Raw genomic sequence first — 13071 nt, 5'->3', positions numbered from 1 at the left:
TATCCACAAAATGATTACTATCTATATCCTAAAAACTTAAAGGAAGCACATGATAGGGTCTCAAGAGAGTATCTGGAAAAGAAAGATGCAGAAAAAGCGGAAAAATGTAAAAAGCAACAAGAGAATTATGAAAAAATGTATCTTCCGCAACTAGAAGAGTATGTTTATCAAGATAATGAATATCTTATACGACCACTTAGAAACTGTAAGGAATTTGAAGAGGAAGGTCGTTATAACAAAAATTGTGTTGCTTCATACTATTACAGCGTAACGGAAGGGGATACAGCAGTATTTGTTATGAGGCGAACTGATGAGCCAGATACACCTTTCATAACAATTGAACTTCGTGATAACCATATATATCAATGCTATGGAACAGGGAATCGACTGCCAGCACCAGAAGTTAGAAAGTGGGTAGATGATTGGCTGGAAAACATTGTCAAGCCAAGAAGTAAAAAGAAACCTAAGAAGGGAGCAGCATAATGACAGAATCAATTATAGATGTAAATTACGAGATTAATGAAGCCAATGGTGAGTTAGAAGATAAGAGCACGGAGCAGCTGTGTCATGAGGCAAATGGATTATATCAACAGATGGAGGCAGTTGGAAACGTCGCGCTCATGATGGCAGCATCCGCCGGTCGCCGCCTACTCATAGTAAAGGAGCGATTACCTCATGGAGAGTTTGGCACATGGTGTGATAATAACCTGGATTTCTCACAGTCAAAAGCAAACAAAATGATGCAATTGGCCAAACGTGCATCTGATGAGAACAGCATATTTTCAAATTCGTATACGTGTACGAATTTGAGCATTTCCAAGGCATTCGCACTTTTATCCGCTCCAGATGACGTCGCAAAAGAAGTGATTGAGTCTGAAAATATTAACGATATGACAGTTACAGAGCTGAAGACAGAAATAGCCAACCTCAAAGCAAGAAATAATGAACTTGAAGCCGGTACAGATGAAATAGAACACCTCAAAAACCGAATTACAGAGCTTGAGGCTGAACAATCCGAATCAGAGATAAGTGTTGATGATCTCACTGCGAAGGACGATGAGATTAAAAGGCTCAAAGAAAAACTTGAAAAAGAAAAAGCGAAAGCAAAAGCAGCTAAAAACAACACGGAGGATGCCGTAAAGGAGGCAGTAGATAAATATAAGGCTGAACATGAAAAGGAGAAGGCAGAAGCTGTAAAGGAAGGTAAGGCAAAACTGCAAGCAGCATATACCGAAGCAGAGAAAACAATAGCAAGACTTGAAAAGGAACTGTCTGCAAGTAGCCAAGAAGATTTAACTACATTCCGTGCACAGGTAAATATATTGCAAGAGGTATTCCAATCATGCTGCAAGAGCCTTGCAGTCATCGAGGCGAAAGATCCGGAACAAGGCAAAAAGGTGCGCAGTGCATTACTTCAGGTATTGCATATCGAGGAAGATCAACTGAAAGGTTAGAAGAACATGATAAATAAAGAATTGAAATTTATAGCAGACCATTATGGATTAGAGAATCAACTGGGGAAATGCATTGAAGAATTGAATGAACTTGTTGAAGCACTGAGTTGTAAGAATATAGACCATGTTCAGGAAGAGGTTGCAGATGTTGAGAACATGCTTGAACAGATTAAATACCTGCTGGGTCTATCTGATTATAGTATCAGATGCATAAGACTAGGCAAGACCTTTAGACAGCTAACTAGGATGGTGAATCAGGATCCCAGCATAGCAGTTAAAATACAAGCTCTTCGAACTGCAGATAATAAAGAACCAGGGTACGACTCGGTCAATGAACCTAAACACTACAAGCTAGATGGACTTGATATAGAGTCGATAGATGTTATTAGAGCGGTACTCGGAGAAAATGGATTTAAAGCTTTCTGCAGAGGAAATGCTCTGAAATATTTAATCAGAGCCGACAACAAAGGTGGATTGGAAGATCTAAAAAAAGCAATGGTGTACTTAAACTGGGAAATTAATGGGAGGAATCCAAATGAAAGCCAAACCAAAACATATGAGGAAAAGTAGAGTACACAAATTCTTTGATGATTTACTTGGTGTTAAAAAAGTAAATGAGTATCTTGAATCTCCTGTGTCGAACTTGGAAGAAGAGGAAAGAGTCATGGCAGAAATCATCGCAAGATACGAAGACCCTATTAACACAGAACTGGCAGGAGACTTTCCGCTTGATTAGGTCAAAAGATATAGCAGCTATGTATACGGAAGAGCAGCGTGAGGGTATATGCAAGTGGTGCCGGAAGCATAACCATGATAAATGCACCACTTGTGCACTCCCAATAGTACCAGCATGGAAGGCTGAAGAGGTTAATGATATTACTGGAGAACTAGAAAATGCTTAATTTAATAATAACTTTCTTAATTACAGGCTTTATGGTTGGAATAGTAGCACTATATTTCACAGCGATGAAGAGGATGGATATAGCAAATAAACTATTCATGATAGCAGATGTACTACTCCTCGCAGGGTTAACAATTATATTAGTGTGTATATACATATATAGATAGAAAACAATTTTGATATGACAGCGGTAGGCAGAAGGTATACTCCTTTCAAAATCAGACATAAATATATAAGAGCACATACTACTTTTTACAGATGCTTGCCGCTTTCATATATAGAATTAAAGCTTCAAAACTTTCTTCCATATATAAGGAAGAAATAATACGTTAAAATCATCCGGCGTAATGCCGGATTAAGAGTTCAAATGAGTATTAACAAGTCAGGCATTTAAATAACTATGATAAGAACTAAAAAATATTACACTGGAGATTATCTCGAGTTAGAAATATATAATGTGTCTCCAAGAAAGAGAATAATAAAAAGAGCAGAAAAAAGACATGAGTCATCCCCAGCGCAGAAAAACCTAAATTCAAAAAGAAGTCAAAGATACTTTGTCAGAATATGCAATCTTAATTTCAAAGAGGGTGACTTTAGTATAGATCTCACATATGACGATGATCATCTTCCGTATGACAGAGAACAGGTACTTAAGGATATAACTAACTATGTGGCAAGAGTACGCAGGGAGATGAAAAAGAGATCCAGCGAGCCAGTGAAATATGTGTATGTAATCTCAAATCACAAGGGAGATGATACTGGCTCAAAAGCTAGACCCCATATCCACATGATATTTGGAAATGTGGATAGAGACGTCATAGAGGATAAATGGAAGGCTGGATTTTCTAATTCTGACAAGCTCAAATTTGATGAATACGGAATCACTGGCAAAGCTCTGTATATGGCTAGACAGGGTAAGAGTAAAAGATGCTGGGGTAGTTCAATAAATCTAGAAAAGCCTGATCCTATAGTTTCAGATAAAGCTATAACGAAATCTCAGATGGAGAGAATTATTAATGACCCATCAGATGGACTATATATATCTAAGCTTATTAATAAAAACAACAAGACAAGGTATACCTTTACGGACTGCCTTGTTGAACATGATGGAAGACAATTGGCTTTGTTTGGGCAAGATGAAGAAAGCGGAGGTAATGGTTCCGGGTTCAGCTTGCTTATACGAATGCGAAAAACAGAATACTGCAGAAGATGATGAGTTACTCTAGCGAGTAAGATTGTTTAAGTGGGATGAAATATGACAAAAAAAGAAATGGAAGAGCTTATATCGATTAAGCAAGAAATAAACGCAATAGAGATGTCATTGTGTGCTCCTAAAAGCACATATACTTTTGCGTTCTATAAAGATTATAAAACTGGATATCCTGTTCCTAAAATAGAGATGGGATATGATGACGGTTCAATATGCAAGGACCAATTGATAAAAAAGCTTATTGCGACAAAGAAGAAGTTGCAAAGAAAAATAATTGAAGCAGAGAAATTTATCGAGATTCAAACAGATAGTGAACTTAGAACCATCCTGCGTAGCTATTACATAAATGGATTAAGCCAGGAAGAGATAGGGAAGCTTCTCGGTTATGACAGAAGCACAATAACTAAGAAGTTAAAACGGTTTTGGAAAATGAAGATTTAATAGTGAAAAAGTAAGATTCACACAATTCACCTTTTTTCCTGATAAAATGATAGTGTAGAAAGTGTCGAAGAGACACAGATTTTTCTCCCAAGCTATAAACATTCGGAAAAGGACGCCTTGCGGCGACCTTTTTCAATGCATGGGTATAAAGAAATCACCAGATAAGACGAATTTGAACAGCTGCTTCGTTGCATGCTGTTTTTTTAATGAATTTTAAACAGTGCAGGAAGAACGATGCAGTCGAATGAAGAAAAGAAAAAGACCGCAAAGGAACTTTATGAAAGCGGTGAAAACTTAATATTTATTGCCCAAAAACTAGAGGTCAAAGAGTCGACTTTAAGGTCATGGAAAAGACGTGGGAAATGGGAGCAAAGTGCAACGCCAAAAACGTTGCAAAAAATGCAGTCAAAAAAGGCTACTGAGAAGCATCTGAAAAAGGAACTCGGAGATGAGGCGGAAAAACTTGTCGAAAATAATTTTCTTACATCTAATCAAAAATTATTTTGCATGTATTATGTGACCTGTTTTAATGCTACAAAAGCATACCAAAAAGCATATAAATGTAGCCGTAAAACAGCAGGGTCAAATGGATACAGAATGCTGAAAAATGCTGAAATCAAAAAGTGTATTAGGGAGCTAAAGGAAAACAGGCTTAATAAAGCCATGCTAAATCCATCTGATATCTTCCAGAAATACATAGATATTGCTTTCTCAGATATAACAGATTTCGTTGAGTTTGGAAGTGAGAAATCCGAAGATGGGATTCGTTATGACTATATGAGATTCAAGAGTGATGCAAAAGTAGACGGAACCCTGATAGCCGAAATATCTATGGGACAGACGAAAAAGATTAAGCTCGAAGATAGACAAAAGGCTTTAGCCTGGCTAGCCGATCATATGGATTTAGCCACAGAAGAGCAGAAGGCTCAGGTTGAATATATTAAGTCAAAGACAGCTACAGTTAATAAGGCTTTAACTGGAGAAGGGGCAGAGATTGAAGATGTTGATGACCTAGAGGAAGAGATATATGGCAGCACCGAAGAGTAAAGAACCTGTTAAGAGAAAGAGTATTCCTTACAGATTTGGAGATAAGCACAAGGCGTATATGAGACGATCCAGGGACTGCACATACAATGTTGCGGAGGGGTCTATCCGTGCTGGCAAGACAACGGATAATATATTTGCTTTTGCTCATGAGCTGAAGAGGACAAAGGACAAGCTACATCTAGCTAGTGGTTCAACACTGGGAAATGCAAAACTTAATATCGGAGATGCAAACGGATTCGGACTTGAGCACATATTCAGAGGGCAATGTCACTGGGGAAAGTTCAAGGGTAATGAGGCTCTGTATATACAAGGACCGTCTACAAACAGGAAACTAAGAGTGGTTATATTTGCAGGTGGCGGCAAGGCTGACTCATATAAAAAAGTTCGTGGTAACTCATATGGTATGTGGATAGCCACAGAGATAAATCTGCATCATGATTCAATGATAAAAGAGTGTATCAACCGTACGGCAGCAGCTAAGATGCGTAAATTCTTTTGGGATTTAAACCCTGATAATCCATATGCATCGATATACAAGGATTACATAGGCAAGTATGCTGAGAAAGCAGCTGCAGGTGAGTTTCCTAGTGGATATAATTACGAGCATTTTACCTTGTTTGATAACGTAACGATTAGCAAGCAGAGACAGAAAGAACTGATGGCAGACTATGATCCTGCATCAATATGGTACAGGAGAGACATACTCGGAGAGAGATGTGCTGCAGAGGGTGTCATATATAAAAGCTTTGCTGATAATCCAAGTAAACACATTCGGATATTCAAGGACTATAGCGAAAAGCAGGAATGGTTAAGAACCATACACTTTATCTCAATAGGGATAGACTTTGGAGGAAACAGATCTCTAACAACATTCGTAGCTTCAGCAGTCCACTACAGATTCCAGGAGGTCGATGTAGTAAAAGATGCGAATATCGAAGGGAAAAAGGGTGATATAGATCCGGACAAGCTTAATAAGAGCTTCTTGATATTTTACGAGGAGCTGAAGAGGGAGTTTCCAGGAATCCCTATACTCTATATATTCGCCGATAATGAAGCACAGTATCTGATAAATGGATTGGCTAAAGCATGTAGGGCAGCGGGTATCACAGCAAGCATAGGTGATAGTGCGAAGAAGAAGATTACGGATCGTGTGTACTGCGGTAATACTTTGCTAGCTAGTGGAAGGATGAGGGTATTACCGGAATGCAAACTTCTGATAGCTGGTCTGAAGTCAGCGATATGGGACCCAAAGGAAGCTGAAAAGGGAAAGGACGTTCGCCTAGATAATTTTAGCAGTGACATAGATATATTAGATGCATGGGAATATTCATGGGAGCGATTTATGAAAAAGCTGCTTCCTGAATCCAAAAGGAGTAACTGATGAATATAAATACCGTTATTGATCACTTAAATAAAAAGTACGACATAAATCTTGATAGTAGCTATTACCAAAATATATCGATATGGAGAGAATGGTGGATGGGCTATTATGCTCCATTTCACACTTTTGCAGAGGTTGGATTGGATGGCAAGAAGAAAGAACGCAAACTCTATACATTAAAGATGGCAAAGCAAGTATGTGAGGACTGGGCATCAGGACTACTGAATGATGAGCTACATATTGCCATCGATGATGAAGCATCCGAGACGTACATACTCGGAGAAAAGGATGATGCTGAAGAGGGAAAAGAAGGCAAGAAACCTAAAAAAGATATATTCAAGGGTGTACTTAGAAACAATGCCTTCCGTCAGCAAGGTAATCGACTGATAGAAAAGAGCTTTGCATTCGGTACAGGTGCATTCGTGTTAAGAGCTGAAAATATAAAGCTCGGTAGGAACAATAAGATAATACCAAGTTCTGACATAGACATTAGGATTGAGTATCTATCTGCAGACCACATAATCCCTCTGTCTGTACATGCAGGCAAGATAACAGAGGTTGTATTTGCCTCTGAGGTGCTGCAGCTAGGTGAGAAGATGATATATCTTGAAACTCACAGGCTGATAGACGGACAGTATGTAATTACAAACGAGTACTTTAAAGCTGAAGAGGGTAGTCTGATAAAGCAAGAGCTTCCAGGTGGAATACTTAAAGAAATGACAACAGGGGGAAACGTTCCTCTGTTTTCTATCGTTATGCCAAATATCGAGAACAACATAGCTCCAGGGTCGCCACTAGGAATTTCTGTATTTGCGAATGCGCTAGATAACCTTGAAGGGGTAGACCTTGCATACAATAATTTCAACAAAGACTTCAAGCTTGGCGGCAAAAAGGTGTTCATGAATAGCCGCATTGTTCGTAGAAATGAGAACGGAGAGACTATTACTCCCGATGATGTAGCACAGCAGCTATTTGTGGAAACAGGTGATGACCTGATAGATGATGATGGAACAAAGAAGTTTATTCAAGAACACAATCCGTCCCTCAGAGTATCAGAGAACGTAGAGGGAGTTCAGGCTCAGCTAGATTTACTATCGTTTAAGTGCGGTCTGGGAACTAAATTCTATCACTTCAACAGTGGTACAGGGTCTGTTCAGGTAACCGCTACAGAATATCTTGGTGGACGTCAAGATTTGACTAGAAATACAGGGAAACACTCTCTTATTGTCAAAGATGCACTTGAATCACTTATCAGATCAATCCTATGGGTAAAGAAAGAGCTTGGAGGTGGCACGGTAGATCCAGAAACAAAGATTGAAATAGACCTTGGAGATAGCTTCATATCTGATAGTGCGTCTGAAAGGGCTCAAGACATGCAGGATGTAAGAGAAGGTATTATGAATAAATGGGAGTATAGAGCTAAGTGGTATGGAGAAAGTGACGACACTGCAAAAGCTAATATTCCTGAAAGCAATTATGAAGAGGATCCGTTCGGGTTTAATCAAAAATAGAACAGCTTATAGTTATTAAGGAGGATATATGCTTACACCGGAATTCTTGCATGAAGCACCAGAAGGTTTGCTTGAACTATATAGAGAAACAGAGGAAGCAATACTTGCTGATATGGCAAGGCGTATATCCACATATGATTTTTATATCCCTGCTGCACAGTGGCAGAAGAGAAAACTCGAAGCAATGGGAATGGTGGAATCCGAGATAAATAGGAGACTGTCACAGCTCACGGGAAGAAGCCTTGAAGAAATCAAGGAGCTAATGAAAGAAGCCGGAATGGAGACAATAGCTAATGATGATCGGATTCATACAATGGCAGGAAAGAAATGCCCACCACTGGAAGCTAGTCCATCTCTGATAGCTGTAATGAATTCTGGATATAGACGAACAGCAAAAGCTTTTCGTAATCTCACAAGAAGTACTGCAGCTAATGCATCCAAACAGTTTAGCAAGATACTTGACCAAGCATATATGCAAGTAATATCTGGAGCCTTTGATGCAGAAACCGCAATAAGGAATGCAATCAAGACATTAGCTGCAAAAGGAATTGAGTCTGTAAGGTATCCTTCAGGACGTGTTGATAATATAGAAGTGGCAGCTAGAAGAGCTATTGTGACCGGTATTAATCAGACAGCTGGAGACATGCAGCTTGCAAGAGCGGAAGATGTGGATAGCGAATACGTGGAAACGACAGCACATGCCGGAGCGCGTCCTGAACATGAGGTGTGGCAAGGCAAGGTGTTTAAACTACATGGTAAGGAACCGGGATACCCTAACTTCTATGAAGCTACAGGGTACGGAACAGGACCAGGGTTGTGCGGATATAATTGCAGGCACAATTTCCATCCGTTCTATCCTGGATTATCAACTTCTGCTTATAGCGATGAGATGCTGGCCGAATATGTAGCTAAGGATTACTTATACAATGGCAAGAAATATACAGAGTATGAAGTATCTCAGATGCATAGGTATTACGAAAGAGCTCGGAGGAGATGGAAACGAGAATACCTAATGCAAGAGGCTGCAGGACTTGATACAACAGAATCCAGTGTAAAGATGCGATCATATATGGAAAAATTGAAGAACCTGGAAGATCAGACAGGCATGCCATCACAGCATGACCGTATGATAGTAGCAGGTTTTGGAAAAGGTGAAGCCGGTAAATCTCAATGGGAAGCGAGGAAATATTACCAGTGGTTTCGTAAAGCTTATTCTCTTGAAGGTCAAGGAATGAGAAAAACACTTGCAAGCTATTACGACATGAAGTACAATAACCCTCCTGAGTACAAGCTATTCAAAAAATATGTGTTGGCTGTTAATAAAGCTGAGTTTTCCCCACTAACTGGGTTTCTTGTATATAGAGAAACAGCACGTCAGATTGAAGAGCAGATTATGGGGCTAAAGACGCCGCAGAATATCGAGATTATGGATTATTCCTCTCATTTTGTCGGCAGAATGATTGGGCGTTCTGCTTTGGATAGAGAATATAATAGAGCAGGTGTTAGTGTTGAACAATTAAAAGCTTGTATAACTAATGGAAAAGAGAAAAAGTCCGAACGTCATAAAGACACTATAATGTTGATAGGCTCAGGATGCCAAGTTACATATAATCCTAAAACTGGTATGCTTGTACAAACTAACAGAAAGGATAGAGGGATATGATTGTTGTAAAAATAAGTGGTGAAGAACAAGAATTTTTAAAACCATATGTAGATGAATGGTCTGAGCTAGCAGCAATTAAATTGGAACGTACTGATATTAGGAAATACCTTGATGCTCTTGATGACATGATTCTATGCTATGGTTTTGATAAAAAGATGGAGTTCTATAACGAGATTGGTGAAGGTGCACAATTGATATATGATCGCGTTTTAGATGCATGTGATGATTATGATGATAGAAAAGTTAAAGAGGAGTAATAGACTCAAAACGTTAAGTAATAGTTGAATTTTAAAGCAGACCAAGCGGTCTGCTTTTTGCATGCAAAGAAAAGGAGAGATAATGGAATCTTTAGAATTAAAAGACAAAGTAAATATACTTGGGACAGAATATAGCATCAAGGGGCAAATAGGAAAAGAAACTCCCAAGCTCCAAAACTACAAAAAGCATTTGAAGAGGCAGGGTGCTTATAACATTAGATAAATTGCAGAGGGTGCGCACCTCTGTTTTTTATATTCGCCCAGTCAAGGCGTAAAACTGACTGAATTTTATTACTCGCCTGCTCATCGGCGTAAAATGTGAGCCGCATCGGCGTCGCCTGCCGTAAAAGATGGCGTAGCGGATAAAAGAATGGAGGACACAATGAAAAGAGAAGAGATCGAGAAAGTTTTGAAGGAAGCTGGAGTATCTGATGAAAAGCTGAAAGATACCGTCGAAAACATCCTTGCAGAAAATGGCAAAGACATTAAAGCAGCACAGGATAAGACAGCACAGGACAAACAGAAAGAACTTGATATTGCTGATCAGACTATCAAGGGTCTGAAAGAGAAGGTCGATAAGTTCGATGGGGTCGATGTTGACAAGCTGCGTAATGATGCCAAGGAATGGCAGGATAAGTATGATGCTGATATTGCAGCAGAGAAAAAGAAGACTAGCGACCTACAAAAGGAATACGCCTTAAAGGATGCACTAAGAGGTCAAGGGGCACTGGATCCTGATTACATCATGTATAAACATGGTGGCATCGATAAGTTTGCTTTTGATAGTCAGGGTAACCCTATTGGTCTATCTGACATCCTAAAGCCAATGATGGAAGCATCACCCGCATTGTTTAAAAAGGATGATGGTGACGATGGTGTAACTGGCGGAGCAGGAGGGTTCTCGAGTGGTGGAAATCACGGAGGCGGAGCAGAGCCTGATCTCGACAAACTATCAGATGAAGAGTATTACAAAAGACTCGAAGAAAACGAAAGGAAGTAAGAATTATGCCAAACAATTTTCTTGAAGTAAAAAATATCGCAAGACAGACACTGCCTAGACTAGTGAACAATCTAGTGTTCCCTAACCTAGTGCACAGAGATTTCTCAAATGATTTTGTGCCAGGACTTGGAACCAAGATTCAGGTCAAGAAGCCTGTAAAACTCATTGCAGAGGAATTCAATGAGGCGCAGGGAGTTAAGCCACAGGGAATCGAGGAGGAATCTGTAGAGGTTAAACTAGACAAGCTAGCTACAGTAGATGTGGAGTTTAGCGCAATACAGAGAGCTACTAACGTAGATGACCTAAACAGACTATTTCTTGAACCAGCAGCAGTCGCTCTTGCAGAGAAGATTAACAATGATGGACTAGATCTATATAAGTTCATTCCTACAGCTGTGGGAAAGGCAGGTACGACGCCAACTGAACTGACGGATCTTGCAAATGTAAGAAAGCAGCTTAATAAGCAGCTCGTGCCAGTTGCTGGAAGAGTTGGAGTATGGGATGCTGAAGCTGATGCTGCATTCTCCACTGTCCCAGCAATCGTTAATGCTGAGAAGTCAGGTTCTACCAGTGCTCTCAGAGAGGGCTCAATCGGTAGAGTAATGGGACTTGATAACTACATGTCCCAGGCTGTGAGAAAACATACTGCAGGTACACTCAAGGTAACTAGCGGTAACATTACTGTTAAGACACAGGTTGTAAAGTCTAACGAGGTTGTACTTACAGGAACAGGACTTACAGGAACCCTCGTTAAGGGAGATATTATCACTATTGTTGGAAAGCAGTATGCTGTTACAGAGGATGTCTCAGTTTCAGGGACCGATATTCGCGTTAGTGTAGCTCCAGAGATTACAGCTAATGCGGGTGTGCAGGCTGAAGTGCTTAAGAGCCATACTGCAAACCTTGCATTTAACCCTATGGCTTTTGCGTATGTAACAAGACCACTTCAGGCACCAGCAGGAGTTGAGAGTTACGTAACTAGCTACAACGGAATCTCTCTTCGTGTAGTAAGAGGTTATGACATGACGAAGAAGAAGGAGATGCTGTCAATGGATGTGCTCTACGGTTACACAGCAATTTATCCTGAACTTGCGACAAGAGTGCTTGGATAAGCAAGGAGGCCTTAATGGTTGAATATAAGTTTTACACGGACGAATTCTGCGGCAAGGCAATATCTGAGGAAGACTGGCGGGGGCGTGAAGCTTTCGCCAGTGCTTATATTCGAAAGCATTTCGTAGGATTTAGTGTTGAAGCAGATGATTATAAGCATGGTATATGCGCTGTTGCAGAGGCAAAGCAGACCGTAGATCAGGGGGTGCTGGAGAGTCAGACTGTGGGGTCATGGTCAAAGCACTACAGCGTGAATAGTGTATCTGATAAAGATAGGCTTCTTAATGCAGCCATGCTTTATCTATCCGAATATCGGAAGGGAGTTGAGTGGGCGTGAACATGTTCACACAAACTGTAACGATTTATCACAAGGTGGAAGATAATAAGTGGCTGACTAGAGTGGTGAATGATGTGCATGTAGAGAAGATTGAGGGAGAAACAATCAGAAAGCATGGTGTTGAATCCTCATCTAAACTGATTGCATATATACCACTTACATCTATCAATGATGTAATCATAGAAAAAGGTGACATCATATACGATGGAATTTCACCTGTAACAGCCATAAATAAGGCAAACGATATCTTATATCACAAGAACGCATTTCTCGTCACATCGGCTGAAAATTTTGATTTTGGCGATGGGCAGAAGCATATAGAGGTGGTTGCAAGATGACAAACAAAATAGAAACACCGCGGGGGTGCATTGTTGTAACTAAGAATGGCACTGCGGAGCTAAAGTGGAATCCAGGATTTGGAAATCTATGGGGCAAAAGCTTTGATAAAGCTCAAAAGTTTATTGACCATGAAGTAATTAGGTTATGCAGCCCAATGGTTCCATTTCGCTCGGGTATGTTAGATAAGTCCGGCATACTAGGAACTGTACCAGGTGAGGGTGAAGTAGTGTATAACGCACCATATGCTAGATATCACTATTATGGCAGGCTGATGGTTGGGAAAGCACCTAAGAAGCTTACAAACCGCAATATGCAGTATCACGGAGCACCTAGGAGAGGACCTAAGTGGTTCGAACGAATGAAGAGGCAACATCTACACAGCATACTATCCGGAGCTGCTGCAATAACGAGGGGATAAAA

The 13071-nt window shown here is 40.1% G+C and carries 19 protein-coding genes; all 19 read left to right on the top strand.

Features of this window, described 5'->3' with window-relative positions:
• Positions 1-483 (top strand): PcfJ domain-containing protein (locus Q7O90_RS07030; RefSeq protein ID WP_304128894.1); only part of this gene is annotated, 483 nt, incomplete at its 5' end.
• Positions 483-1454 carry a DUF3102 domain-containing protein gene (locus Q7O90_RS07025; RefSeq protein ID WP_304128893.1) on the top strand — a complete coding sequence of 324 codons (972 nt, stop codon included), beginning with the start codon at positions 483-485 and terminating at the stop codon, positions 1452-1454. The genes Q7O90_RS07030 and Q7O90_RS07025, both read left to right, overlap by 1 nt.
• Positions 1455-1460: 6 nt before the next feature.
• The gene (locus tag Q7O90_RS07020) at positions 1461-2024 is read left to right on the top strand and encodes a DUF3310 domain-containing protein (protein ID WP_304128891.1); all 564 of its coding nucleotides are present in this window, start codon (positions 1461-1463) and stop codon (positions 2022-2024) included.
• Entirely contained in the window at positions 1990-2190 is a 201-nt protein-coding gene (locus Q7O90_RS07015; RefSeq protein WP_304128889.1) for a hypothetical protein, read from the top strand. The genes Q7O90_RS07020 and Q7O90_RS07015 overlap by 35 nt, the downstream gene beginning before the upstream one ends.
• Positions 2183-2356 carry a hypothetical protein gene (locus tag Q7O90_RS07010; RefSeq protein WP_157682530.1) on the top strand — a complete coding sequence of 58 codons (174 nt, stop codon included), beginning with the start codon at positions 2183-2185 and terminating at the stop codon, positions 2354-2356. Before Q7O90_RS07015 ends, Q7O90_RS07010 begins: the two co-directional genes overlap by 8 nt.
• The gene (locus Q7O90_RS07005; protein WP_304128886.1) at positions 2349-2522 is read left to right on the top strand and encodes a hypothetical protein; all 174 of its coding nucleotides are present in this window, start codon (positions 2349-2351) and stop codon (positions 2520-2522) included. The genes Q7O90_RS07010 and Q7O90_RS07005 overlap by 8 nt, the downstream gene beginning before the upstream one ends.
• A gap of 233 nt (positions 2523-2755) precedes the next feature.
• Positions 2756-3568, top strand: a complete 813-nt coding sequence (locus Q7O90_RS07000; RefSeq protein ID WP_304128884.1) for a rolling circle replication-associated protein — start codon at positions 2756-2758, stop codon at positions 3566-3568.
• Positions 3569-3610: 42 nt separating this feature from the next.
• Positions 3611-4006, top strand: coding sequence for a helix-turn-helix domain-containing protein (locus Q7O90_RS06995; RefSeq protein ID WP_304128883.1), 396 nt, complete (start codon positions 3611-3613; stop codon positions 4004-4006).
• A 234-nt stretch (positions 4007-4240) separates the two neighbouring features.
• A complete protein-coding gene (locus Q7O90_RS06990) occupies positions 4241-5053 on the top strand; it encodes a terminase small subunit (RefSeq protein WP_304128882.1) in 813 nt (270 codons plus the stop codon).
• Positions 5034-6434 carry a terminase large subunit domain-containing protein gene (locus Q7O90_RS06985; RefSeq protein WP_304128881.1) on the top strand — a complete coding sequence of 467 codons (1401 nt, stop codon included), beginning with the start codon at positions 5034-5036 and terminating at the stop codon, positions 6432-6434. The genes Q7O90_RS06990 and Q7O90_RS06985 overlap by 20 nt, the downstream gene beginning before the upstream one ends.
• A complete protein-coding gene (locus Q7O90_RS06980) occupies positions 6434-7945 on the top strand; it encodes a hypothetical protein (RefSeq protein ID WP_304128880.1) in 1512 nt (503 codons plus the stop codon). The genes Q7O90_RS06985 and Q7O90_RS06980 overlap by 1 nt, the downstream gene beginning before the upstream one ends.
• A gap of 28 nt (positions 7946-7973) precedes the next feature.
• Entirely contained in the window at positions 7974-9608 is a 1635-nt protein-coding gene (locus Q7O90_RS06975) for a phage minor capsid protein (protein ID WP_304128878.1), read from the top strand.
• Positions 9605-9865, top strand: a complete 261-nt coding sequence (locus tag Q7O90_RS06970; protein ID WP_304128876.1) for a hypothetical protein — start codon at positions 9605-9607, stop codon at positions 9863-9865. Before Q7O90_RS06975 ends, Q7O90_RS06970 begins: the two co-directional genes overlap by 4 nt.
• 82 nt (positions 9866-9947) lie before the next feature.
• Positions 9948-10088, top strand: coding sequence for a hypothetical protein (locus Q7O90_RS06965; protein ID WP_304128875.1), 141 nt, complete (start codon positions 9948-9950; stop codon positions 10086-10088).
• A gap of 159 nt (positions 10089-10247) precedes the next feature.
• Positions 10248-10865, top strand: coding sequence for a phage scaffolding protein (locus Q7O90_RS06960; RefSeq protein ID WP_304128874.1), 618 nt, complete (start codon positions 10248-10250; stop codon positions 10863-10865).
• Positions 10866-10870: 5 nt separating this feature from the next.
• The gene (locus tag Q7O90_RS06955; RefSeq protein WP_304128872.1) at positions 10871-11977 is read left to right on the top strand and encodes a P22 phage major capsid protein family protein; all 1107 of its coding nucleotides are present in this window, start codon (positions 10871-10873) and stop codon (positions 11975-11977) included.
• Positions 11978-11991: 14 nt separating this feature from the next.
• Positions 11992-12312 carry a hypothetical protein gene (locus Q7O90_RS06950; protein ID WP_106057862.1) on the top strand — a complete coding sequence of 107 codons (321 nt, stop codon included), beginning with the start codon at positions 11992-11994 and terminating at the stop codon, positions 12310-12312.
• Positions 12313-12314: 2 nt separating this feature from the next.
• Positions 12315-12650 (top strand): hypothetical protein, encoded by a 336-nt coding sequence (locus Q7O90_RS06945; protein ID WP_304128869.1) that lies wholly within the window; start codon positions 12315-12317, stop codon positions 12648-12650.
• Positions 12647-13069: a minor capsid protein gene (locus Q7O90_RS06940; RefSeq protein ID WP_304128867.1), complete on the top strand. Its 423-nt coding sequence runs from the start codon at positions 12647-12649 to the stop codon at positions 13067-13069. Before Q7O90_RS06945 ends, Q7O90_RS06940 begins: the two co-directional genes overlap by 4 nt.
• Positions 13070-13071 lie beyond the last annotated feature (2 nt).

The sequence above is a fragment of the Mogibacterium diversum genome, assembly GCF_938028775.1.
Classification (GTDB): Bacteria; Bacillota; Clostridia; order Peptostreptococcales; family Anaerovoracaceae; genus Mogibacterium; species Mogibacterium diversum_A.
The sequence above is the reverse complement of the archived record's forward strand: the minus strand, read 5'-3'. Positions and strand labels throughout refer to the sequence as shown.